At 65.3% G+C, this 22,528-nt stretch carries 21 protein-coding genes and 1 tRNA gene; 13 read left to right on the forward strand and 9 right to left on the reverse strand.

Going from position 1 to position 22,528, the window contains the following annotated elements:
- The first annotated feature begins 17 nt into the window (after positions 1-17).
- The 3 genes from thiE to atpG are packed head-to-tail and all read left to right on the forward strand — an operon-like array spanning position 18 to position 2,806.
- Positions 18-1,073, forward strand: coding sequence for a thiamine phosphate synthase (gene thiE, locus K8R92_00585; protein MCE9618391.1), 1,056 nt, complete (start codon positions 18-20; stop codon positions 1,071-1,073).
- Positions 1,070-1,891 carry an MBL fold metallo-hydrolase gene (locus K8R92_00590; GenBank protein MCE9618392.1) on the forward strand — a complete coding sequence of 274 codons (822 nt, stop codon included), beginning with the start codon at positions 1,070-1,072 and terminating at the stop codon, positions 1,889-1,891. The genes thiE and K8R92_00590 overlap by 4 nt, the downstream gene beginning before the upstream one ends.
- Positions 1,892-1,930: 39 nt before the next feature.
- On the forward strand, positions 1,931-2,806 hold the full coding sequence (gene atpG / locus K8R92_00595) for an ATP synthase F1 subunit gamma (GenBank protein MCE9618393.1): 876 nt from the start codon (positions 1,931-1,933) through the stop codon (positions 2,804-2,806).
- 31 nt (positions 2,807-2,837) lie between these two features.
- Here the strand turns inward: atpG and K8R92_00600 are convergent, their stop codons facing one another.
- Positions 2,838-3,311, reverse strand: coding sequence for a hypothetical protein (locus tag K8R92_00600; GenBank protein ID MCE9618394.1), 474 nt, complete (start codon positions 3,309-3,311; stop codon positions 2,838-2,840).
- Positions 3,312-3,369: 58 nt separating this feature from the next.
- On the opposite strand from K8R92_00600, the gene K8R92_00605 reads away from it, so the two are divergent.
- On the forward strand, positions 3,370-4,209 hold the full coding sequence (locus K8R92_00605) for a hypothetical protein (protein MCE9618395.1): 840 nt from the start codon (positions 3,370-3,372) through the stop codon (positions 4,207-4,209).
- Positions 4,210-4,284: 75 nt separating this feature from the next.
- On the forward strand, positions 4,285-5,010 hold the full coding sequence (locus K8R92_00610) for a redoxin family protein (protein MCE9618396.1): 726 nt from the start codon (positions 4,285-4,287) through the stop codon (positions 5,008-5,010).
- A 90-nt stretch (positions 5,011-5,100) separates the two neighbouring features.
- On the opposite strand, the gene dnaN is transcribed toward K8R92_00610, so the two are convergent.
- Complete coding sequence (dnaN, locus tag K8R92_00615) at positions 5,101-6,210, reverse strand: DNA polymerase III subunit beta (GenBank protein ID MCE9618397.1); 1,110 nt, start codon at positions 6,208-6,210, stop codon at positions 5,101-5,103.
- Between the two features lie 127 nt (positions 6,211-6,337).
- Between dnaN and K8R92_00620 the strand changes: the two genes are divergently transcribed.
- A complete protein-coding gene (locus K8R92_00620; GenBank protein MCE9618398.1) occupies positions 6,338-6,718 on the forward strand; it encodes a hypothetical protein in 381 nt (126 codons plus the stop codon).
- A gap of 24 nt (positions 6,719-6,742) precedes the next feature.
- On the opposite strand, the gene K8R92_00625 is transcribed toward K8R92_00620, so the two are convergent.
- Positions 6,743-7,327, reverse strand: a complete 585-nt coding sequence (locus K8R92_00625; protein ID MCE9618399.1) for a hypothetical protein — start codon at positions 7,325-7,327, stop codon at positions 6,743-6,745.
- A 96-nt stretch (positions 7,328-7,423) separates the two neighbouring features.
- On the opposite strand from K8R92_00625, the gene K8R92_00630 reads away from it, so the two are divergent.
- A complete protein-coding gene (locus K8R92_00630) occupies positions 7,424-7,876 on the forward strand; it encodes a hypothetical protein (GenBank protein MCE9618400.1) in 453 nt (150 codons plus the stop codon).
- A gap of 10 nt (positions 7,877-7,886) precedes the next feature.
- Positions 7,887-8,363 (forward strand): ribose 5-phosphate isomerase B, encoded by a 477-nt coding sequence (gene rpiB / locus K8R92_00635; GenBank protein ID MCE9618401.1) that lies wholly within the window; start codon positions 7,887-7,889, stop codon positions 8,361-8,363.
- Here rpiB and K8R92_00640 read toward each other — a convergent pair.
- On the reverse strand, positions 8,338-9,810 hold the full coding sequence (locus K8R92_00640) for a leucyl aminopeptidase family protein (GenBank protein MCE9618402.1): 1,473 nt from the start codon (positions 9,808-9,810) through the stop codon (positions 8,338-8,340). The two genes, rpiB and K8R92_00640, sit on opposite strands and share 26 nt — an antisense overlap.
- Positions 9,811-9,910: 100 nt before the next feature.
- Here K8R92_00640 and K8R92_00645 point away from each other — a divergent pair, with 100 nt between their 5' ends.
- The 4 genes from K8R92_00645 (at position 9,911) to K8R92_00660 (ending at position 14,412) form a co-directional block, all read left to right on the forward strand.
- Positions 9,911-11,845: a tRNA uridine-5-carboxymethylaminomethyl(34) synthesis enzyme MnmG gene (locus tag K8R92_00645; GenBank protein ID MCE9618403.1), complete on the forward strand. Its 1,935-nt coding sequence runs from the start codon at positions 9,911-9,913 to the stop codon at positions 11,843-11,845.
- A gap of 10 nt (positions 11,846-11,855) precedes the next feature.
- Positions 11,856-11,928, forward strand: a tRNA-Thr gene (locus tag K8R92_00650).
- Between the two features lie 30 nt (positions 11,929-11,958).
- Positions 11,959-13,965 carry an HD domain-containing protein gene (locus K8R92_00655; GenBank protein ID MCE9618404.1) on the forward strand — a complete coding sequence of 669 codons (2,007 nt, stop codon included), beginning with the start codon at positions 11,959-11,961 and terminating at the stop codon, positions 13,963-13,965.
- Positions 13,966-14,412, forward strand: coding sequence for a GNAT family N-acetyltransferase (locus K8R92_00660; protein MCE9618405.1), 447 nt, complete (start codon positions 13,966-13,968; stop codon positions 14,410-14,412). It abuts the gene before it with no gap.
- 24 nt (positions 14,413-14,436) lie between these two features.
- On the opposite strand, the gene K8R92_00665 is transcribed toward K8R92_00660, so the two are convergent.
- The 5 genes from K8R92_00665 to arnB are packed head-to-tail and all read right to left on the reverse strand — an operon-like array spanning position 14,437 to position 21,286.
- Positions 14,437-16,113: a glycosyltransferase family 39 protein gene (locus K8R92_00665; GenBank protein MCE9618406.1), complete on the reverse strand. Its 1,677-nt coding sequence runs from the start codon at positions 16,111-16,113 to the stop codon at positions 14,437-14,439.
- Complete coding sequence (locus K8R92_00670; GenBank protein MCE9618407.1) at positions 16,110-17,015, reverse strand: 4-deoxy-4-formamido-L-arabinose-phosphoundecaprenol deformylase; 906 nt, start codon at positions 17,013-17,015, stop codon at positions 16,110-16,112. Before K8R92_00670 ends, K8R92_00665 begins: the two co-directional genes overlap by 4 nt.
- A 12-nt stretch (positions 17,016-17,027) precedes the next feature.
- Positions 17,028-19,067, reverse strand: a complete 2,040-nt coding sequence (arnA, locus tag K8R92_00675; GenBank protein ID MCE9618408.1) for a bifunctional UDP-4-amino-4-deoxy-L-arabinose formyltransferase/UDP-glucuronic acid oxidase ArnA — start codon at positions 19,065-19,067, stop codon at positions 17,028-17,030.
- A 45-nt stretch (positions 19,068-19,112) separates the two neighbouring features.
- Positions 19,113-20,102 carry a glycosyltransferase gene (locus K8R92_00680; protein ID MCE9618409.1) on the reverse strand — a complete coding sequence of 330 codons (990 nt, stop codon included), beginning with the start codon at positions 20,100-20,102 and terminating at the stop codon, positions 19,113-19,115.
- Complete coding sequence (gene arnB / locus K8R92_00685) at positions 20,099-21,286, reverse strand: UDP-4-amino-4-deoxy-L-arabinose aminotransferase (GenBank protein ID MCE9618410.1); 1,188 nt, start codon at positions 21,284-21,286, stop codon at positions 20,099-20,101. Before arnB ends, K8R92_00680 begins: the two co-directional genes overlap by 4 nt.
- A 537-nt stretch (positions 21,287-21,823) precedes the next feature.
- On the opposite strand from arnB, the gene K8R92_00690 reads away from it, so the two are divergent.
- Positions 21,824-22,468, forward strand: coding sequence for a hypothetical protein (locus K8R92_00690; protein ID MCE9618411.1), 645 nt, complete (start codon positions 21,824-21,826; stop codon positions 22,466-22,468).
- Positions 22,469-22,528 lie beyond the last annotated feature (60 nt).

Raw genomic sequence — 22,528 nt, forward strand, 5'->3', positions numbered from 1 at the left:
GGCGTACTCTGGAGGCCATGCGCAGCGAACATCGGCTTCTGGACGCCGCGGCCAACCGCGCCCGCGAGGGTCTGCGGACGCTGGAGGATGTGTTGAGGTTTGCCCTCGACCGTGCGGATCTGCTGGAGCGGGCGAAGCAGGTGCGGCATCGGCTGGCGGCCGCGCTGGGGCGGTTTCCCGCCGGATTGCTGGAGGCGCACCGCGACGCCGTCGGAGACGAAGGTCGGCATGTGCGCACCGAGCGGGAGATGGAGCGGGGGGATCTGCGCGACGTCGCCGTGGCCGCGACCAAGCGGGCAACCGAGGCGCTGCGTTCGCTGGAAGAGGTCGGCAAGATGGTCGACGCGGCCTTTGCCAGAGACATCGCCGCGATGCGCTACCTCATGTACGACCTCGAGCGCGACGCGATCCTGGCGCTGGGTTCGCCGCTGCGGCGCCAGCCGCGCGTCTGCGTGCTGCTGACCGAGTCTCTGTGCAAGCGGCCGTGGATGGAGGTGCTGCGCGGCGCCCTTGAGGGTCGAGCCGACATGATCCAGGTGCGCGAGAAGAATCTCACGGATCGCGCGTTGCTGGAGCGGGTCCGGAGGATCCGCGAGGTGGCGCATGCGGCGAATGCGCTGGTGGTCGTCAACGACCGGACGGACATCGCGCTGGCGGCCGGCGCGGACGGCGTGCATCTGGGCAGCGACGATATTTCCATTCGGGAAGCGCGGAAGCTGGCGGGCATGGGTCTGTTGCTCGGCGCCAGCACGCACGACACCTCCGAGGCGCTCGCCGCCGTGTCCGAAGGCGCCGACTATTGCGGCGTTGGAACGATCTTTGCCAGCGGAGTCAAGCCCGATCGCGCGCCGTGCGGCGTCGGGCTGGTGACGGAGTTTATCCGCCACTACCCAAGGGTTCCGCACCTGGCAATCGGGGGCATCACCGTGGAAAACATCGGCCAACTTGCGGCCGCAGGTTGCCGTGGTGTGGCGGTGAGCTCCGCGGTCTGCGCCGCGGACGATCCCGCAGCGGCTGTAGGTCGATTGCGCGAGGCCCTCGTGCCCGCGGCCGCAGGGTGCGCCGCGCCGTGAGTTCGCTTGACGCGGAACTTACCCTGCTCGGCACCGGAACCAGCTCGGGCGTGCCGGTGATCGGCTGCCGCTGCACCACCTGCACCAGCGATGATCCGCGCGACAAGCGGCTGCGGACCGGGGCGCTGCTGCGCTTCACCGATCCGACCGGACAGCGGCGCTCCATCCTGATTGACGTGCCGCCCGATCATCGCGAGCAGAGCCTCCGCGCGGGCATCGACCGCTGCGACGCGATCCTGATCACCCACGGACACGTCGACCACATCTTCGGCCTGGACGAGGTGCGCCGCTACAACGCCCTGATGCAGGAGTCGATCCCCGTCTACGCCGACGACGACACCTGGGAGCAGCTGAACCGGGTCTACCGCCACATCTTCTTCCGGCACGAGAACAAGAACGACTCCTTCGTCGCCTCGCTCACCCCGCAGCGCGTGGGCCACGGCAGCCGGGTGCTCCTGCATGGGATCACCGCGACGGCCTTCACGCTGCACCACGGCCGCGCGCCGATTCTCGGTTGGCGCTTCGACGCGCCGCAGCCGGACCCGCTCTTTCCCATCGCCTACTGCACCGACGTCAACCACATTCCCCCTGAGAGCTGGCCCCACCTCGAGGGCATCCGGACCCTGATCCTGGACATGCTCCGGCCCCGCGCCCATCCAACTCACTTCACCTGCGACCAAGCCATCGCCATGGCGGGCAGGATTGGGGCCGATCAGACGGTGTTCGTGCACATGACCCACGACCTGCTCCACGGGGAATTCGAGCCGACCCTGCCCTCGGGCATGCGGCTGGGCTTCGATGGAATGAGGATTTCCTAGGGTCGCCGGGCGGGAAAAAATCGCTAGACTTTCAGCCCCATGGCGCAGATTCGCGAAATCAAGAAACGAATGGTGGCGGTCCGAACGATCCAGCGCATCACCAAGACGATGCAGATGATCGCCACGGCGAAGTTCACCGCGAGCCTCGCCCGCGCCAAGGCCAGCCGTCCCTACATGGAGCGCATCCGCGAGCTGGTCGCCGAAGTGGCCGCCCGCGCCGGCGACGAGAGCCATCCGCTCTGTCTCGCCCCCGAAAAGCCTTCGGGCAAGGAGCTGGTCCTGGTGATCGCCAGCGACCGCGGCCTCTGCGGCGCCTACAACGGCCACGTGCTGCGCACCTCGCTGACCGCGCTGAAGGATGCCAAGTCGCGCAAGATCGAATCGATCGTCGAGACCATCGGCAAAAAGGCCACCGCCTTCTTCAAGTTCCAGAGGGTGCCGGTGGCGCAGAAGCACCAGTTCGGCGACCGCCCGACCTTTGAGATGGTCGAGCCCCTCGCGGAGCGATTGATGAGCGAATACCGGGCGGGGCAGTTCGACGCCTGCCGCGTGGTCTACATGAAATTCATCAGCAACAGCAAGCAGGTTCCCGAGACCATGCAGTTGCTGCCGATGCGCCTGCCCGCCGCCGCCAAGGGCACGGCGAAAACCGCCGAGGCCCTCTACGAGTTCAGTCCCAACGCCGGCGAGCTGCTCAACGAACTGCTGCCCCGCGCCGTGAAGATCAGCCTCTTCCAGGCGGTGATCGACGCCGTCGTGAGCGAGAACGTGATGCGCATGGTCGCCATGAAGGCCGCCACCGACAACGCCTCGGGCATCGGCCGGTCGCTGCGCCGCAGCTTCAACCGCGCCCGCCAGGGCCGCATCACCACCGAGCTCACCGAAATCATCTCCGGCGCCGCGGCGCTCGAGTGATCGACCGGTCGGCAGCGGCCACGACGTTGCCTTATTTGGCGGCGGGAGCCGAATTCTTCGAATCAGCGGGCGGTGCCGCGAAGCCGGTTTCAACCGGGTTTCCATCGCGCGTCCATGATTTCAGGCCGCCTTCCAGCGTGTAGACCTCCTTGAAATCAAGCTCGATCAGGCGCTTGCTCGCCGCCTTGGCGATGGCGTCGTCGTAGGACGTGTCGTAGACCACCAGCAGGTCGTACTTGCCCAGCACCATGGCGGCTTCGGCGGTCATGCGCGGAAAGGGAAGATTGATGGCTCCGGGGATATGTCCTTCGGCGTATTTCTCCGGGCTCCTCGGATCGACCCAGGCGCTCAGCGGGGCGCGCTGCAGGAGGCTGGCGGGATGGTTCATCAACTCGACGGCCTTGAAGGGCGTCACATAGGTGAGGTCGCGGTCGCTGGTGCTCTTGGTGCAGGAGGCCGCGGCGGCGGCGAGTGTCAGGATCGCGAGGATCGGAGGAATTCGCATGGAGGGATTGTCACCGCATTCGGGGTGCGCGTCCACCACGGGGCTATGATGATTCGCGATGATGTCGATCGGCACATGTCTCGGAGTGGTGGCGTGCCTCACCAATGCGATCCTTCTCTCCCAAAACATCCCCGCGATCGTGCCCGGCACAATGAATACCGAAGGCGCCAAGACGCGCGTGAAGGCAACGGCCGCCGGGTGGACCCGCCTCGCCGATGGACAAGCCGCGGCGGTGGTGCGCTTCGAGATCGAGCCGGGCTGGCACATGTATTGGGAGAATCCCGGCGACAGCGGGGGGCCGCCCTCGGCAAAGCTGCAGCCCGTTGCGGGATGGAGCCTGGCTGAGCCCATCTATCCGCGACCCAGCATTCTGAAGACGGGGGATGAAATCGGTTTCGTCTATGAAGGCGCCTGGGAATGGATCCTTCCGATCTCCGGTCCTGCCGGATCGTCGCCGCCGGCGTGCACGATCGACCTGACCTGGATGGTCTGCAAGGAACATTGCGAAGTGGGACGAGCCCGGGTGGTGTTTGCCGCGGCCGAAGGCGACCTTCCTCCGCTGGGCGCGGCGCGGATGGGACGGTCGCTGCCGGAACCAGGTGCCAAGACGACTTATGTCGCCAAGGATGAAACCGTTGTTCTTTCCATTTCCTCAACGGCGACAAAAGCTCAATTCATTCCTTCCGTTATGCCCGGCGTGAAAATCAAGGCAATTCCGCCAATTCAATCCATTCCCGTTCAGGGCCGCTTGGAGGTGACGATCCCAGTCGAAATCAGACCACAAGACTCGCTGGGGAAGGCACTTATATTCAAGGGCCTGATTTTATATGGTGATTCCAAAGGTGACCGCTGCGAAACGATCCGTTTTTCCCTGAACAAAGAAGCTGCAACGCATTAGGGATATACTGCGTAGTTCTATTATCGAACTTCCAGTTTTTAGCACTTTTAACCACCCCTCGAAAGGATTCACTCAATGAAGCACAGCCGTATCACTCCGATTCTCGCATGTTCCGCCCTCTTGTTCTGCGCCGCCAGCTACTCCATGGCCGACGACACCAAGAAGGACAAGGGAACCCAGACCGCCCCCACCGGCAAGGACAAGGCCGAGCACAAGGACAAGGCGGATCACAAGGACAACAAGAAGGTCAAGGTCGGCGACAAGGTCTCCAACTTCACCATGACCGATGCCTCCGGCAAGAGCCTGCAGTTCAGCGACTTCGCCGGCAAGACCGTCGTCCTTGAGTGGTGCAATCCCGAGTGCCCGGTCTGCCAGGCCGTGACCAAGGGCGGACTCGTTACCAAGATGATCACCGATGCCAAGGCGATCGATCCGAACGTCGTGTTCGTCATGGTCAACAGCACCGCCAAGACCGCCGGCGATCCGAAGTCCACTACCTCCTATCTTGAGGCCAACAAGGTCTCGACCAACGCGGTCGTGATCGACGGCAGCGGCGTCATCGGCAAGATGTTCGACGCCAAGACCACCCCGCACATGTTCGTCATCGATTCCAAGGGCACGCTGGTGTACTCCGGCGCGTTCGACGACAGCGCGGACAACGGCCAGACTCCTGGCAAGACCAACTACGTCTTGAACGCCCTGACCCAGCTCAAGGAAGGCAAGGCGGTTTCGCCCTCCGAGACCAAGGCCTACGGCTGCGGCGTGAAATACGGCAGCGAGAAGGCCGAGAAGAAGGGCTGAATCCTTCGAAATTGAATTGACAAGGGGCCCGACCATCCGGTCGGGCCCCTTTTGTTTTTGCCCTTGCCGAAGGGCGGCATCGTCCGCTGCTTAGACGTTCAGCGGCATGATCACGTAGGTGAATTCCTGACCGATGCGGAGCACGCCGGGCTTGTTGGTGGCCTTGAGCTCGATGGTGACCTCGGTCGCATCGACGATCTTGAGCGCGTCGATGATGTAGTGGGGATTGAATCCGACCTCGATCGCCTCGCCCTGGAATCCGCTCAGCGGCATGGTGATCTCCGAGTCGCCGACATCCGGCGAGCTGCTCGAGAGGGTCAGCTGCGTCGGGGTGAAGCTCATCTTGACGCCCTTGCTCTGCTCGCTGGTCAGAACGCTCGAACGGCGCACGGCGGCGGTCAGCGCCGCGACGTCGCAGGTGACGCGGCGGTCGTGCTCCTTGGGGATCACGTCGTCGAAAGGCGGGAAGGTGCCCTCGATCAGGCTGGTCACCAGCTTGGCGGCGTCGGGACCCTTGCCGATGGAGAAGACCAGGCGGCCCTCCGCCTTGGAAATCTCGATGGGATCCTCCGGGTCGACGGAAAGTCGATTGAGCAGATTGAGCGCCTTGGTCGGCACGATCACCGAGGAGTCGCTTTCGGTCGCGGAAAGGCATTCGCCCTTGGCCACCGCCAGGCGGCGGCCGTCGGTGCCCACCAGGCGGAGGCGCTTGCCCACGCGTTCCACCAGGACGCCGCCGATGGCGTAGCGATTGTTCTCCACCGCTGTGGCGAAGATGGTGCGTCCGACCAGCTTGCGGAAGGCCCCGGCGCTGACGGTGCACTCGGGCTTTGAGTTGAGCTGCGGCGGAGCCGGAAATTCCTTGGGATCGAAGCCGTGCACGTTGAAGCGCATGCCCTCGGCCTTGATCGAGAGGACCGACTTGTTCGATTCAAACGCCAGGGTGGAGCCGGCGCATTCCCGCGCGATCTGCGAGAGTCGCTCGGCGGGCACCAGGGCCTCGCCGGGGGATTTCACGTCGACGCTGGCCACTGGAATCTCGAGCGAGATGTCCTTGTCCGCGGCCTGCAGGTGCAGCCGGCCGTCCTTGGCGGTCAGCTTGATGCAGAGAAGGGCGGGCACATTGCCTCGTGTGGCGACGACCGCCGCGGCAATCTGCACGGCGTCGACGAAAGCGGCACGGTCGCAAATCAGTTTCATTTGATCAGGCATAAGGAGTGGTTCCCGGGCCGGAATAGCCCAACCGGAAGTGTAACCAGCATAAAAATTCCGGTGGCCCGCCGCCGGAGCACTCGACCGAGGTGTTTCCGCAGCCTAAACTCGCGGGATGATTCTGCGCGTCTTGCGGGCCTTGAATCGCTCCTATCCGTTCGTGGTGTTCTTCGGATACCTGGCCGCCTTCGTGCTGGCGTTCATCTGCATGTTCTCTTTTCCGCTGGGCGCGCTGGTCTTGGTGATCGGCAGTGTGCTCAGCCTGGCCCTGGTGGTCTTCGTCGGCGAAGTGCTTCTGGGCGTCGAGAGAATCCTGGCGCGCCGGGCGCTGCGCAGGCGCCGCTGCCCGGCCTGCCGCATGGGTCCGGTCCAGACTAATTCGACGCGCTTCCATTGCCTCGGGTGCGGGAGTCGATTCGAGTCCAACGGATCGGCGGCCGTCGACGCGGAAGAAGAGCCGGCACCGGCCGAGGCGAAGTTCGCCGCGGTCAAGTGAGCGCGGCCCGCCGATCGAATTGAGTCAATCCGCCTTGACGTGGGCCAGCAGTTCGGTGCACTGTCGGGCCAGTTCCGGACGGCCCGCGAAAATGATCATTTCACCGGCCGGCATGACCTCGATCACCAGCGGGGCGCCATCGCTGCACAGGGTCACCCCGTGCTCGATGCCGCGTCCGTCCTTGAGAATCACCCGGATGAGGTCGCGCAAAGTGTGGGCATCGGCCAGCGTGAAAACCAGCGGATCCCGCGTGTTCAACTCGACGCAGGCGGCCGCGTCCACCATCCGCCAGGCGGGGCTGGAGGCCATGCCCGGACTGACGGCCTCGAAGACCTTCCGCCAGTTGCCCACGGGAATCAGATAGGTGCGCTGCAGGTGCATCTTGTGCACCAGGGCCTCGATGAAATTGGCGATCGCGTTGCGCGGGACGCGGCGCAGGTCGGCCGGAAGCGACTTGATCTCGGCGTGATCGGCGGCGGCGACATCGATCACCACCACGGAGGGGGAGTCGGCGAGCTCGAGTCGAAATTCCTTCGGGGTGTCCGTCGCCTTGGTCACGCCAAGCCGGCGGAGGAGGGACCACGCTTCTTCAAATGTGACAAATTCCACGGGTGTCTCGGTTGAAGGCCCTACGAGGGCGTGGCAGGGATGCTACAGCAGTTTTGCGCGGCGAGCGCGGGCCAAAAGTTGTACCCTACGCGCCCTATGAAAACGGTGCTCTTCCTCTGCACCGGCAACACCTGCCGCTCGCCGATGGCGGAGGCGATTGCCCGGGCGCTCGTCGATCGGGGTGCCGTGCCGGGTCTCTCGAAGGATGTCTTCTTCGCCAGCGCCGGATTGTCCGCGGGGGATGGCCTTCCGGTGAGCCGCGAAACCGTGGCGGCGTTGGACAAGCTCGCCATCGCCCATGAGGGGCACAGCAAACGCGTCACTCCGGCCATGATCCGCAAGGCCGACGTGACCTTTGTGATGACGGAAAGCCACCTGCTGGCCGCGCAACGGCTGGTCGACCATGACGAGAATCAGGATAGGATCGTGCTGCTCGATCCCAAGGGGGACATCGACGATCCCATCGGCAAGGGCCAGTCGGCCTACGATGCCCTGTCGAACCGCTTCATGAAGATCATTCCCAAGCAGCTGGCGGAGAACCTGAAATGACGGTGACCAAGTGAAAATCGTGCTGGGTTCGGACCACCGCGGGAACCATGTCGCCCAGACGCTGCTGACCCAGCTCCGGACCGACGGGCATGAGGTCAACTTGCTGGGAGACAGCGGCGGTCAGATGTCCGACTATCCCGACTCCGCCTGGCATGTGGCCATCGCCGTCGCCAACAAGGAGGCGGATCGGGGCATCCTGATCTGCGGAACCGGCATCGGCATGTGCATCGCCGCCAACAAGATCAAGGGGATCCGCGCCGCCCTGGCCCAGGACGAACTGAGCGCCCAATTGAGCCGCACACACAACGACGCCAACGTGCTCTGCCTTAGCGCCGACCTGCTCGGACAGACGTTGATGAAGCGCATCGTGGACATGTGGTTCCGCACCGCGTTCGACGGCGGCCGCCATGAGCGGCGCCTCGCCAAGATCGCGATGATCGAGAACGGCCAGAACCCGTCGGCTACGAAACCCCAGACCAGCGGCTGAGCAGCTCGACCAGAGTGCGCACGCCCCAGCCGGTGGGGCCGGCGGCGCCGAGGTCCTGGTTGCTCTCCGTGTTGGCCATGCCGGCGATGTCCAGATGGCACCAGGGCATTTTCTCGTCGACGAAGAAACTCAGGAAGGCGGCGCCCTGAATGGGATGCGCCGAACGCTGCGGATTGCTGTTGATCAGGTCTGCGTGCTGGCCGCGCATGAAATCGCGGTGCTCCTTCCACAGCGGCAGGCGCCACACCGCCTCGCCCGCGGCGGCGGCGGCCTCCTCCACCTTGCGGCGCAGCGGCTCGTTCTCGCAGAAGAGGCCGGCGCTGAAGTGGCCCAGCGCGACCACGACTCCGCCGGTGAGGGTGGCCAGGTCGATGATCGCGGTCGGCTTCATGGTCCGGCACGCGTAGCTCAAGGCGTCGGCCAGCACCAGCCGGCCCTCGGCGTCGGTGTTGGTCACTTCGACCGTCACGCCGTTGTGCATGGTGATGATGTCGTCGGGGCGGTAGCTGTCACCGCCCACCATGTTCTCCGCGGTCGGCAGCACGCCGGTCACGTGGATGGGCAGCTTCAGGGCCGCGATGGCCCGCATGGCGCCGATGACGGCCATGCCTCCGCACTTGTCGTACTTCATGCCCTTCATGCCATTGTTCACCTTGAGCGAATAACCGCCGGTGTCGTAGGTGATGGTCTTGCCGACCAGCACGATGTGCTGGTTCCGCGAGCGCGGGGCGATCGTGCGCGGCTTGTGCTCCAGCATGATCAGGCAGGGCTTGGACGCGCTGGCCTTGCCGACGTTCACGATGCCGCCCATGCCCAGTTTCTGCGCCTCCTTGAAGCCGATCACGCGGGTGCGCAGGCCGCTGGTGCGGCCGAGTTTCTTCGCCTGCTGCGCCACCCAGTCGGGAAGGCAGATGTTGGGTGGAGTCGCCGCCATGGCCCGGGCCGCGTTGACGGCGGAGGCGATGGTGACGCCGCGGGACATGCCCGCGAGGAAGGCCTTGTCGCTCGAGTGCAGGTCGAGGCTCGGCAGCTTCTTGGTCTTCTTCGTCGCCTTGCCGTCGAAGTCATCAAAGCGCCACGCAGCCAGCGAGATGCCCTCGGCGAAGCTCTGACCAAGCGTGCCCGGCGACGTGTGGCGGCGGTCGATGCCCGCGGGCACTTCGACTTCGAGTGCGCCGACCTTCATGCGCGCCAGGGTCTTGGCCAGGCGGGCGCCGGCGATGCGCATGCTGGTGGCCGAAAATGATTTCCGCTCCCCGAGGCCCAGGGCGAGAATGTTCTTGCCGGCGGATACCGCCTCGCCGTTGTCGGCCCGGAACCCGGGATGCGCCAGGGCCGCGGCGACCGCCGCCGCGTGCTTGGAACCGCGGATGGACTTGTCGCCGTCGAAGAGGAAGATCAGGGTGCAGGGCTTTGCGCCACGCCGCGCTCGAATGTTCTGGTACATGGGCGGCCAGTGTAAGGGCTGTCGCGAGGTGCACGCGCGGCGCTGATCCCGATGCGCACGGCGAACATTTCAAAGGAACGGGGTTCTTCGCTAGGCTTGCGTGATGGATGCAGCGGATGTCATCGTGATTGGCGGCGGGCACGCGGGCGTGGAGGCCGCGGCGGCTGCGTCGCGCATGCTCGGCAGCGGCGCGCGGGTGCTGATGATCACGATGGATCCAACCCGAATCGGAGCCATGAGTTGCAACCCGGCCATCGGGGGTCTCGCCAAAGGACAAATGGTGAGGGAAATTGACGCGCTGGGCGGCGTGATGGGCGAGGCCGCCGACCGCGCCGGCATCCAGTTCCGCGTGCTCAACGCCTCCAAGGGTCCCGCGGTGTGGGGGCCGCGCGCCCAGTGCGACAAGCACGCCTATCCCGCCGAAGTGCAGCGGATCGTGGCCCGGCATGGCGTTCAGGTTTGCGCCGGAACCGTCGAGCGCATCGAGGTGCGCGACGGTGTGTGCGTCGGCGTGACGCTGGCCGTTGGAGCCCGTCGCTTCATCGTGGATCCGGGGGCGTTGCACGCCAACGACAGCGGCGCGCAGCAGGCGAGGCCGATCTATGTCGCCGATCCCGAAAGCGCCGCCACGACTTCAGCGCTCACCATCGCCGCCAGGGCCGTGGTGCTGACCACCGGAACCTTCATGCGGGCTCTGATGCACACGGGCGAGACGAAGACTCCGGGCGGACGCGTGGGCGAAGGCAGCGCCGTCGGCATTTCCGCGGCGCTTACTTCGCTCGGCTTCGAGCTGGGGCGTTTGAAGACCGGCACGCCTCCGCGCCTGGCCAAGGAGACGCTGGACTGGGAGAACCTGAAGCCGCAGTGGGGCGACGAAGCGCCGCAGCGATTCAGCGACAGGACGCCCGCGGGCGAGTTTCCCAAGCTGCCGCAGGTGGAGTGCCGGCAAACCGAGACCAGCGCCGCGATTCACGACCTGGTGCGGGCGAATCTGCACCGCGCCCCGATGTACGCCGGCGAGATGGAGGCGGAGTGCGGCCCGCGCTACTGCCCGAGCCTGGAGGACAAGGTGGTGCGCTTCGCTCAGCGCGACCATCACGGGGTCTTTCTCGAGCCCGAGTGCCTCTTCACCAATGAGATCTACTGCAACGGCATCTCCACCAGCCTGCCTGCGGAAGTGCAGGAAGGCATCGTCAAGGGGATGCGCGGCTGTGAACACGCACGGATCCTGCGCTACGGCTATGCCGTTGAATACGACATGGTCTGGCCGCATCAACTCGACGCGACCGCCGAGACCAAGCGGGTCGAGCGGCTCTTTCTCGCGGGACAGATCAACGGAACCAGCGGTTACGAGGAGGCAGCGGCACAGGGGCTGGTCGCGGGCATGAACGCGGCGCTGCGCGTGCGCGGCGAGGAACCCGTCCGGCTTGGCCGTGACGAGGCCTACCTGGGCGTGCTGCTGGACGACCTGGTGGTGCGCAAGCCGCGCGAACCCTACCGCATGTTCACCAGCCGCGCCGAGCACCGGCTTTCGCTTCGCGCCGACAACGCGGACCAGCGGCTTACGCCAATGGGACGCGATCTCGGCCTGGTCGGCGACGCGCAGTGGGGGGCCTACGAACGGCGGCAGCGGGATCTTGCACAGATCCGCGAATCGCTCACCCGCGGCAAGATCGAAGGCGTCCGCGCGCATGAGTGGGCGAGGCGGCCCGAGGCCACGCTGGAGCAACTCGCGAGCGTCTGCGTTGAAGGCGTTGATCGGCAGTTGCTCGCGCGAGTCTCCAGCGATCTGCGCTATTCGGGGTACCTCGTGCATCAGCGGACCGACATCCGCCGGCAAAAAGAGAGCGAGAACGTGCCGATTCCGAGGGAGTTCGACGTGCTGCAGGTGCGCGGCCTGCGCTCCGAGGCCGCCGAGGTGATCCTTCGCCATCGTCCGGCCACGCTGGGTCAGGCGGGGCGCCTGGCGGGAGTCAATCCTGCCGACGTCACGCTGGTCGCACTGGCGCTTCGGCGCCACGGTACCCTTGCCTGAGCGTATTTTTGCCACCGTAGCTCAATTGGTAGAGCACTTGATTTGTAATCATGAGGTTGTCGGTTCGATTCCGATCGGTGGCTTCTCACTCAATCAAACCATTTCGAGGACCCATGAGCTACCGATTTCGACTCACCCTCATCCTGATTTCGGTCGCCGCCATCAGCGCGTTGTTCATGGGCGTGCTCTGCTTCCGCATCATGCGCAAAGAGCTTGAGATCGCCGCCATCGGCTGGTCGCAGGACATCGCCGTCTCCACGGCGCATTTTTTGACCCGCTCCGGCTTGACCATCGAGAAGCTGGAGAGCGATCCGGAGCTCTTCAAGAAATTGAACGCAGCCAAGGAAACCATGGATCTGGAGATGGATGAGACGCCGAGCATCTGGGAAAGCACGGTCATCGCGGTGCCGGAAGGGGATAAATGGCGCATCATCGCCCGGCAGGATCCGCCCGACACCGACTACGCACCCGTGGGCTCGATCATCTCGGTCGAACCCATGGACGCCCACACGCCGAGGATTTCGGTGGACAAGCGAACCGCGGGATGGTTCCAGACTCCGCGGGCGAGATTCTTCGGCGCCGCCGAGCCGTTGGACGACCACAAGGGGGTGATCCTGATCGGCGCCCGCGAGGAAATGGTCACCGGCATTTTTCTGGAGATCTTCGAGACCACCGCCATCGCCTTCGCCGTGGTGGCCTTCCTGGGCGTGCTCGTCTCCTGGCCGCTCTCCAAGCGGATGGTCCGCCCCATCCAGGCCATCCGGAGCTTCGCCACTGCGCTGGACCAGGGTCATTTCGAGAAGCGGCTTGAGCCCGCGGGCCCCGCGGAGATCAAGGCGCTCTTCGCGGACCTCAACCGCTTCGCCCGAAACCTGGCCGATCGCGAGCAGCTCGTGCAGCGCAACCGGCAGCTGCGCGGCACCGTGGAGTCCCAGGAGTCGCGGGCCAACGCGCTGAGCGCGCTGGAAGTGGACTTCTCGCAGCTCACCGACTTCGACCTGCTGATGGGCCGCGTGCTTGAGACCGTGCCGCGGGTAACGCACTCGCGCTTCTGCGGCATCTTTCTCGCCGAGGGCGGCGAGCTGACGCTGGGCTACGCAGTGCACGCGGGAAAGTCACGCAAGGCCCGGCAGGCGGTCATCGGGCACTCGACCCGCTCGGTCGGCATCCTGGCCGAGGCCATCGAGCAGGCTTCGGCGCGCGTCGAACGGATCGACGCCTCCAGCGGCGCCTGGGTGGATGCCGCGGGGCTCGATGGTGTGCCCGCCGCGGCGATCGCGATGAAGTCGGGCTCGGGTGAGACCCTGGGCGTGGTGGTGGTGGCGCGGGAGAGCGGCTCGAGTCCCCAGCCCTTCACCGACCAGGAGTTGGCGGATCTGCGCCACGTCGCCAGCCTGGTGTCGATGGCGCTGGAGCGCCGCGCCGCCAACGAGACCATCCTGTGGCGCATGGTGAAGATGGCGGAGACGCGCGATCCCAGCGAGACCGGCTCGCACGTCAAGCGCGTTTCGGCGACGGCGCTGGAGATCTTCGACGGCTGGGCCAAGCGTCGCGGCATGCGCGACGAGGACGTGCAGTTCGCGCGGAGCACGCTGCGGATGGCGGCGATCCTGCACGACGTGGGCAAGGTGGGCATCAGCGACCTGGTGCTGAAGAAGCCCGGCAAGCTGACCGACGAGGAATACGGCACGATGAAGCACCACACCCTGCTCGGCGCCGCGCTGCTGCCGGGCCACGGCCCGCACGACGAGGCCGCCCGCGAAGTCGCGATGCACCACCATGAGCGATGGGACGGCAAGGGCTACCCCGGACCGGTGAGCACCGAAAATCTGGGCAACGACATTCCCGCCCTCTCGAAGCAGGAGCTGCCCCGGACCGGGATCGCCGGCGACGACATTCCGCTCTTCGCGCGCATCGTGGCCATCGCCGACGTGTTCGACGCGCTTTCCAGCCGCCGCGCCTACAAGGAGCCCTGGACCGCCGACAAGGTGGAGGAGGAGATGCGGAGCCAGGGCGGCAAGGCCTTCGACCTGGAACTGCTGGAGATTTTCTTCGAGCGCCTTGAGCGCATCCGCGCGGCGCGCTCCAAGTATCCCGAGCAGAGCGAAGCGAAGGCTTGAGTGACGCGTGCTCCGCTTGAATTTCGCTGGCTTGAATCGGACGCGCAGATCGACGCCGCCTTCGACCTGATGCGTGAGCTGCGCGAAGAATTATCGCGTGATGCTTTCGTGGCCACTGTCCGCGAGATTCACTCCGTCAACGGCTATCGCATGGCCGGCGGATTCCGGGAGGGACAGCTGGTCTGTCTCGCCGGCGTCCATCCCAACCACGGGCTCTCGCGAGGTTCCCATTTGCGGGTGGACGACCTGGTGGTGACGAAGTCCCGGCGCGGCGGCGGCGCGGGTCGCGCCATGCTGCGCTTCCTCGCCGGCGAGGCGCGGCGATTGGGGGTTCCGGCGCTGCTGCTGGATGCTCGCATCGAAGCGCAGCCCTTCTACGACAAGGTCGGATTCGAGTACCGCAACTCGACGCCCTGCTCGATCCCGGTGGAAAAGCTGCTCGATTGAATCGTGGAGGGACGCGTCGCGAAACTATTTCGCGGCCGGGAAGAGCGCGACCGAGATGTCGGCGTCGCGGAATTCGCTCTGGGGCCTGGGCGCGCCGGGCTCGTGGAAGGCCTTCAAGTCGTTGTTGGTGAGGATCAAAGCGACCGGGCCGCGGGCCTGCGCCTGGGCGATCCGCCCCATCATCGCGTCGCGGGCGATGAACCGCGCCTTCTCCTCGGGCAGCTTCAACTCGTTGTCCAACTCGCCCGGCGGCCCGATCAGGGTCATGTCGAAGCGGCCCGTGGTGTAGGCGACCGAGGTCGCGACCGAGCAGTCCGACAGGATGGTCGCGGCCCGCGCGATCTCCGCCGACGGGCCGCGAAGGGATTCGACCGCCGTCCGGCTGCGCTCCACCATTGCAACGGGAAAAAGCAGCGGAATAACCATAAAGAGAGGCGCCGGCGAAAAGGCCATCCGCGTCAGCCGCCACGCAGGGTCCTTGGCGCGCTGGGTCCAGCGGTCCAGCGCCGCCCACGCGAGCAGGGCCAGGGCGAGCACGCCGAAGCGCGTGCGCTCATCGCCGTGCCAGAGCGGCTCGGCGTAGATCCAACGGTGGCCGGTCATGATCAGCGTCGCCGACAGCAGCGCCGCCGCGACCAGCATCCACTGGCCGGCCCGGTCCATCCACCAGGTCCTGCGCGTCGCGATGCTCAAATACTGGAGCAGCGACGCCGCGATCAGGATCGCCACCGGCGGAAAGACGGGCAGGATGTAGGAGGGCAGCTTGCCGCTGCTGGCCGAGAGCAGCAGCAGGGGCAGCAGGATCCATGCGGCGCAGAGCGACAGGCCGTGGCTGTGGAAGAGCGAGCGGCGAAAACCCTTGGCGATCTTCTCGATGTTGAGCGACCACAGCAGCGCGCCCAGCGGAATCAGCGGCAGGAAAAACCACCACGACTCGGGGTGCTGGTTGCCGTCGGGCGCGGTGAAGCGGCGCACGTGCTCAACCCAGAAGAAGTAGTTCCAGAATCCGGGATTGCGCTGGTGCAGGACCAGAATCAGCGGCGCGGCGACCGCGGCCGCGGCCAGGATCGGCACGATCGGCAGCAGGAGAAGATCGCGGATCCGGCGCTGCCAGAGCAGCCAGCCTCCTGCGATCAGCGCCGGAATGGCGAGCCCCAGGAAGCCCTTGGTCAGGAAGGCCGCCGCCGCCGCGACGCCGCTGAGGGCGAGAAACCCCAGTCTCCGCCGGGCACGCGCTTCCGTGGCGGCGTGCACGAAGAGCGCCACGCACACGGTGACGAACGCGGTGAAAACGCCGTCAAGGATCGCCACGCTGCCAAAGACCCAGGGAAAGATGAGCGTGAGCTGCACCAGGCACGCGGCGCCGCCGATACCGGGGAGTGTGGACACCCGCGCGGCGATGCGCCCGGTGGCGACCGCGGTGGCCAGCGCCGCCAGTGCCGCGGGCAGGCGCAGTGCCCAGGCGTTCTCGCCGAAGAGCGACATGCTTGCGGCGGTGAGCCAGTACCCCAGCGGCGGCTTCTCGTAGTAGCGCAGCCCCAGCAGCTTGAGCGTCCACCAATCCTTGCTGTGCAGCATCTCCAGCGCGATCGCCCCGTAGCGGGATTCATCCGGCGAAATGATCGGCCGCAGCGCGAGTGGAATCAGGTAGATCAGCAGGAAGAGTAGGGCGGTGCGGACCGCGATCGCTCGTGCGCTCATGTCCGCTGCAGAGTATCCGTTCGCACGCAAACCCACCCTTCGCGGCCGGGAATGCTTCCGGGTCCGATGGTTCCGCTCTCCAGAAAGGACGCCTCCGCCGGAAGCATCGAGCTCAGCGGCGTGAACCGGTGTCCCGCGGCCAGGGACCTGCCGAGAAAGTCGTCGAAACACGCGGATTTGGCCCCGCCTTCGCTCTCGGCGTGCACGGTCAGCACATGGGGCTTGCCATCGGAAATCAACCCGAGCAGTCGCTCGTTCCAGGCTTCATCGCGGCCCTCGCGGGGAAGCGCGGCCTCGTCGTAGGTGGGAAGGTCCACGGGAATCTGCGGCTGATCGAGCGCGGCGCCGTCCACGCGCGGACGGAAGGGTCGGGCGGGACCGCGGCAGTCGCTGCGGAAGCGGAAGCGGCGCGAGCGGGCGAAACCCAGCACGCGCTCGCTGCAGCGCCATCCCGGCGCGGCGGCGCTCTCGGGTTCGCGGCCGATCACCTGCTCGAAGGCGTCGCACGCCAAATTTAACTGCGCCTCAAGCGCAGAGTCGGTCAGCGCGTCGATGCCGACCTGCCAGCGATGGTGGTCCCAGGCGTGCACGCCGACTTCCTGTCCCGCCTTGCCCGGCATGCGCAGCTGCTCCTTGAAATGCCGGCTGATCACCGTGCCCGGCCAGAGCGTTCCGCGAAAGAGAATGTCGTAGCCGTAGAGCGAGGCCGCCTGCGATCGCATCATCTTCATGAAAAAGGCCGGTCGCAGCAGGCGCCAGGCGTGCCGTCCCATGTTGTCCGGGCCAAGCGTCAGGTACCAGGTGGCGCGCACGCCATGCCGCTCCAGGATGGAGAGCAGCCGGGGAATCCCGTCGCGGGTTCCTCGAACGGTGTCCACATCCACGCGAAGGGCGATGGCCACGGGGGGTGCGAGTCAGCGCGACGGGCTGCGGGTCGCGGAGACTTTCTTGCTCTCCGTGGAGGGGGCTCCGGCGGGAGCGGTCAGGTTGTGCGACTTCGCATGCTGGCGGATGAACCAGTCCATGGTCCGCTCCACGCTCTCGCGCGTCGAGATCTTCGGCTGCCAGCCCAGAATGGTCCTGGCGTTGCGGATGCTCGGCGTTCGGTGCTGCACATCCTCGTAGCCCTTGCCGTAGTAGCGGGCGCTTTCAATCTCCTCGAATCCGGCGAAGGGCGGGAAGCAGGCCCGCAGCGGGTGGCGGTCGAAGGCCTCGACCAGCATCTCCGCCATCTCGCGGATGCTCGCCTCGTTGTCGGGATTGCCGATGTTGAAGACGCCGCCGGTCGCCTTGCCGCCGGTGTTCTCGATGATGCGGAAGAGGCAGTCGATGCCCTCGTCCACGTCCGTGAAGCAGCGCTTCTGCTCGCCGCCGTCGACCAGCAGGATCGGCGTGCCCTCGACCAGGTTCAGGATTAATTGCGTGATGGCCCGCGAGGAGCCGATCCGCGCCGAGTCCAGCGTGTCCAGCCGCGGGCCGAGCCAGTTGAAGGGGCGGAAGAGGCTGAACTGCAGGCCGCGCTGGGCGCCATAGGCCCAGATCACCCGGTCCAGCAGCTGCTTGGAGGCGCTGTAGATCCAGCGCTGACGGTGGATCGGCCCGGTGACCAGGTTGGAGGTCTCCTCGTCGAAGTGCTCGTCCTTGCACATGCCGTAGACCTCGCTGGTGCTGGGGAAGACGATGCGCTTGTTGTAGCGCACGCAGTCGCGCACCACGCGAAGGTTTTCCTCGAAGTCGAGCTCGAAGACCCGCAGCGGGTTGCGCACGTACTCGATCGGCGTGGCGATGGCGACCAGCGGCAGGATCACGTCGCATTTGCGGACGTGGTACTCGACCCATTCGCGGTTGATGGAGACGTCGCCCTCGATGAAGTGGAAGCGCGGGTGCTCGGCGATGGTGCCGATGTTGTCCGAGCGCAGATCCATGCCGAAGACCTCGTAATTTTCGCTCTTCAGGAGCCGCTCGGTCAGGTGGCTGCCGATGAAGCCGTTGACGCCCAGGATCAGCACCGAGGTGGTTTTCTTCTGCGCAGTCAGCACGCGCTTGCCCAGCTTCATCTTGGCGACCAGGTTCATGTCCTTGGCGATCTGGGCGCCGGAGCTCCACACGCCCTCGGCGGGCTGGGCTTCGACGATCTCCAGGGCGCCCGTGCCGCAGGCCACGACCAGCGGATCCTTGCTCAGGATTTCGCCGGGCTGTCCCGAGCCCTTCGCCGTGCGCGTGCTCCACACCATGAACTTGCGCTCGCCCGCGAAGGTGAAGGCGCCGGGCCAGGGATGGGCCACGGCGCGGACCAGGTTGCGGATCTCCTCGGAGGACTTCGTCCAGTCGATGACGCCATCCTCGGGGGTGCGCCGCCCGAAGGAGGTCGCGTCCTTTTCGTTCTGCGGAGTGCGCGGCGCCTTGCCCGTGCGCACCAGCGGCAGCGCCTCGTCCAGCAGCGCGGACGTTGCCGCGCTCATCTTGGCGGTCAGCGTGCGCGCCGTGTCGTTGATGTCGATCGCCACCTTGCGCTGGGCGATGATGTCGCCGGCGTCGGCCTTGTCGCTCATGTGGTGCAGCGTGACGCCGGTCTCGCTCTCGCCGTTGACCAGCACCCAGTTGATCGGGCAGCGGCCGCGGTACTTGGGCAGCATGGCCGAGTGCAGGTTGATGCAGCCCTTGGGGAAGAGCTCGCGCACCTTCGGACCCACCATCAGCCGATAGTGGCAGGACAGCAGAAGGTCCGCCTTCATCTCGCGGATGCGCTCGATCCAGATCGGGTGATCAAGTTTTTCCGGCGCGTGCACGGGGATGCCCGCGGCGGCGGCTTCTCGCGCCACCGAGGCGTACCAGCCGCCCTCGGAGGGATCGTCGCGGTGGGTGAACACCGCGACCACATCCAGGCCATTTCGAAGAGCTGCTTTGAGCCCGGCGGCGCCGAGCTCGTGGTAGGCCAGGATGACGGTCTTCATGGTTTTTCCTTCAATGGCAATGCGAATGGTCGACGCGCGGATCGTTCACGACGCCAGCGTCCGCGTCGACGCCGAGCCCCGGGATGGTACTTCAGCCAGCGTTTCTCCAACAATATCGTCCAGGATGTAGCGGGGCCGCTCGCGGACATCGGCGTGGATGCGGCCGACGTACTCGCCCAGAAGGCCCAGGGCGACGAACTGCGCGCCCATGAAGAAGAAGAGCACGGCGAAGAGGGTGAAAACGCCGTTGGCCGCCCAGTCCGAGCCGAAGAAGACGCGCAGCATGAACAGCATCGCCGCGAAGCCGATGGCCAGGGCCGAGATGATCCCGCCGACCCAGGAGAGCAGTCGCAGCGGGCCCGCGGTCATGCAGGTCAGCAGGTCGAACTGCAGGTTCACCAGCTTGATCACGGAGTAGTTGCTGTCCCCGGCGGTCCGCGCGGCGTGGGCCACCGGAATCTCAGTGACGTGCTTGGCGAAGAGGTTCGCCAGCACCGGGATGAAGGTGCTGCGTTCGCGGCATTGCAGCATGGCGTCCACCACGTGACGCTTGTAGGCGCGGAGCATGCAGCCGTAGTCGTGCATCATCACTCCGGTGGAGCGGCGCACGATGGAGTTGATGATGCCGGAGAACAATTTTCGGGCGAAGACATCCTGGCGGTCGGCGCGCACGCTGCCCACCACGTCGTAGCCCTCGTCGATCGCCGCGAGCAGCTTGGGAATTTCCTCGGGCGGATTCTGCAGGTCCGCATCCAGCGTGACCATCACGTCGCCCTGGGCGTTGGCGAAGCCGCAGAGGATGGCGTTGTGCTGACCGTAGTTGCGGTTGAGAATCAGCGACTTGATCTCGCCGGCGTGCGACTTCGCCGCCTCGACGAGCATCTCGCTGGAGCCGTCGCGGCTGCCATCGTCGATCAGCAGCAGCTCCCAGGGGCGGCCGAGTTCGCGGCCCACTTTCACGCAGCGCTCGATCAGTTGCGGCAGGTTCGGCCGCTCGTTGTGAACCGGAATCACAATGGAGACGCTGGACTTCATCGGACGGATCCCGTCACGGCGACTTTCGCGGTGGACTTCGGCAGCGACTCCTTGATGGCGCCGACCACGCCGCGCACATCCGCCTCGGTCATGTCGGGAAAGAGCGGCAGCGTGCAGATTCTTGCGGAATTCCACTCGGTGTTGGCCAGCCGGCCGGCGGGCTCGGGCCGGTTCTCCCGGTACCAGCGGTGGGTGTGCGCCGCCAGGAAATGGATCCCGGTGCCGATGTTTCGCGCCTTGAGCGCCTCCATGAACGCGGCCCGCTCCATGCCGCAGCGGCGCTCATCCACGCGCACCACCATCAGATGCCGTGCGTGCCGGTGTGGCCATGCCGGATCGGCCAGCGGCGTCACGCCGTCGACCTCGGCCAGCAACTCGCGGTAAAGCTTCGACAGCGATTCACGGCGCTCGATGAAGGCGTCGAGCCGCGTGAACTGGCTCAACGCCAGCACGGCGTTCATGTCGGGCATGTTCTGCTTGAAGCCGGGCTCCTGCACCTCCGCCTGCGGCGAGCGTCCCTGCTGGGCGCGATCGTGCGCGTCGACGGCGAGGCCGTGAAAGCGGAGACGGCGAATCTTCGCCGCCAGCGCGGAGTCGTCGGTGACCAGCACGCCCCCTTCGCCGCTGGTGATGGTCTTGATGGGGTGCAGCGAGAAGATCGCCGTGCCGCCATTGCCGATTTCGCGGCCCTTGTAGCGCGTGCCGATCGCATGCGCGGCGTCCTCGAGCATCAGCACGCCGCGGCGCTGGCACATCGCTCGGATGGGATCAAGGTCGACCGGCGCGCCGGCGTAGTGCACGGGAATCACCACCTTGGTGCGCGGCGTGATCGCCGCCTCAAGGGCTTCGGGCGAGGCCAGCAAGGTCTCGCGATCGGCGTCCACGAAGACGTTGCGTCCACCCATCAGCTCCACCATGTTGGGCGTCGAGACCCAGGTCATCGAAGGGCCGACCACTTCATCGCCGGGAGCCAGCCCGATCGCTTTCAAATACAAGTGCATCAGGGCCGTGCCACTGGTGGCGGCAATGGCTTCCTTCGCGCCACAGCGCTTGGCGAAGAGCCCCTCGAGTTCGGCGACTTTAGGTCCGGTGGTGATCCATCCGCTCCTCAAGACTTGCACAACCGCTTCGATATCCGCCTCGGAAATCGGGGATTTGCAGAAGGGGAGGAACGATTCACGCATGTGGCGCGATGATAGGGGAAAGATGAAAGAACCCCAATTCCTGCGTTCCCAAGGTCGCAAATTCGGTTCCATTGGGGTGCGGGTCCCATCAGCCATCAGGAATTCAATTTTCGAGATCATCGACCCGAACATTTTCAGAACAGTGCTGGTTTCAATTTGAAAAATGCTCGAAATTCGGCATTTGAAAGAATATAAATTGTTGAAAAATAATGACTTACACCTCAAAACCGAATTTCTAGGCAATCATGATTCATGCATTTTTCACTGAAATTTTCTTAAAAGTCCTGCCAATTCATATTGAATTGGCTGCCGGTTGATATATTGACCCGCTGTCACAGGAAGGAAGGATCAGGGCTCGGTGGTGGTTCCATTTATGAATTGGTTTTCCGTTTTGCCCCCTTGGCAATCTGGTTTCCAGCTCATGAAGGAGTCTCCGGGTGGACTGAGATGTTGAGTCAACCAGCTGAGCGTGTCTTGTTCCCTATCTCTGGCGCATGGTTGCGTTAGAGATTCAGTAACCCTTTCTGGAGTTCCCTCATGAAGACATCTCTTTCCCTCGCTGCTGTTGTTGCCACTACTTTTGTTGGAGCGGCAAACGCAGCCATTCTCTACACCAACCCCTGGGCTGGCGGAGCGACCTCGTACGCTTCCCAGAATGACATCGCCGGCGGCGGCTACGGCAATTTCGCCACCTGCTACGGCTTCTTCTCCACCGGCGGCGCCACTTGGAATGTGACCGACCTGCATTTCGTCGGCCAGTATTTCAATCCGCCCGCTCAGGCACCAATCGCTGGATTCACAATCCAGATCTGGGGCGATGCCGGCAATGTTCCTGGCGCGTTCCTTGGCGGCACCTATGTCGCCGCGGGCAGCTTCACCGAGACGTTTGTCGGTGGCGCGACCGGCGCGAGCTACCTCTATGACATGAACCTGAATCCAACGCTCGTCACCGGCGATGCCTGGGTGTCGATCATTCCCGATGTCGCCTTCCCGCCGCAATGGGGCTGGGATGCGGGCGTCGATGCCAACCCGGCCGCCGCCGGCTGGCAGGTGTTCTTCGGAACTCCGGGTCGCCTCGCCGAGAGCCTGAATCTCCAGATCACCGGCGATGTCATTCCGGCTCCTGGAGCGGTTGCCCTCGTGGGTCTTGCCGGCTTCTTCGGCCGTCGTCGACGCGCCTGAGTCGCTTCGATTCACTTCACGGATTGATTTGATATCAAAGAGAGCCCCGCGATTCGTCGC

It is taken from the genome of Planctomycetota bacterium, assembly GCA_021414025.1.
Lineage (GTDB): Bacteria > Planctomycetota > Phycisphaerae > Phycisphaerales > SM1A02 > SYAC01.

What these genes read in the sequence shown, in the direction of transcription:
- thiE (MCE9618391.1), top strand. Translation starts at nt 18, where the DNA reads ATGCGCAGCGAACATCGGCTTCTGGACGCCGCGGCCAACCGCGCCCGC.
- K8R92_00630 (MCE9618400.1), top strand. Translation starts at nt 7,424, where the DNA reads ATGAAAACGGTGCTCTTCCTCTGCACCGGCAACACCTGCCGCTCGCCG.
- K8R92_00655 (MCE9618404.1), top strand. Translation starts at nt 11,959, where the DNA reads ATGAGCTACCGATTTCGACTCACCCTCATCCTGATTTCGGTCGCCGCC.
- K8R92_00610 (MCE9618396.1), top strand. Translation starts at nt 4,285, where the DNA reads ATGAAGCACAGCCGTATCACTCCGATTCTCGCATGTTCCGCCCTCTTG.
- arnB (MCE9618410.1), bottom strand. Translation starts at nt 21,286, where the DNA reads ATGCGTGAATCGTTCCTCCCCTTCTGCAAATCCCCGATTTCCGAGGCG.
- K8R92_00690 (MCE9618411.1), top strand. Translation starts at nt 21,824, where the DNA reads ATGAAGACATCTCTTTCCCTCGCTGCTGTTGTTGCCACTACTTTTGTT.
- atpG (MCE9618393.1), top strand. Translation starts at nt 1,931, where the DNA reads ATGGCGCAGATTCGCGAAATCAAGAAACGAATGGTGGCGGTCCGAACG.
- K8R92_00665 (MCE9618406.1), bottom strand. Translation starts at nt 16,113, where the DNA reads ATGAGCGCACGAGCGATCGCGGTCCGCACCGCCCTACTCTTCCTGCTG.
- K8R92_00680 (MCE9618409.1), bottom strand. Translation starts at nt 20,102, where the DNA reads ATGAAGTCCAGCGTCTCCATTGTGATTCCGGTTCACAACGAGCGGCCG.
- K8R92_00640 (MCE9618402.1), bottom strand. Translation starts at nt 9,810, where the DNA reads ATGTACCAGAACATTCGAGCGCGGCGTGGCGCAAAGCCCTGCACCCTG.
- K8R92_00620 (MCE9618398.1), top strand. Translation starts at nt 6,338, where the DNA reads ATGATTCTGCGCGTCTTGCGGGCCTTGAATCGCTCCTATCCGTTCGTG.
- K8R92_00600 (MCE9618394.1), bottom strand. Translation starts at nt 3,311, where the DNA reads ATGCGAATTCCTCCGATCCTCGCGATCCTGACACTCGCCGCCGCCGCG.
- arnA (MCE9618408.1), bottom strand. Translation starts at nt 19,067, where the DNA reads ATGAAGACCGTCATCCTGGCCTACCACGAGCTCGGCGCCGCCGGGCTC.
- dnaN (MCE9618397.1), bottom strand. Translation starts at nt 6,210, where the DNA reads ATGAAACTGATTTGCGACCGTGCCGCTTTCGTCGACGCCGTGCAGATT.
- K8R92_00605 (MCE9618395.1), top strand. Translation starts at nt 3,370, where the DNA reads ATGATGTCGATCGGCACATGTCTCGGAGTGGTGGCGTGCCTCACCAAT.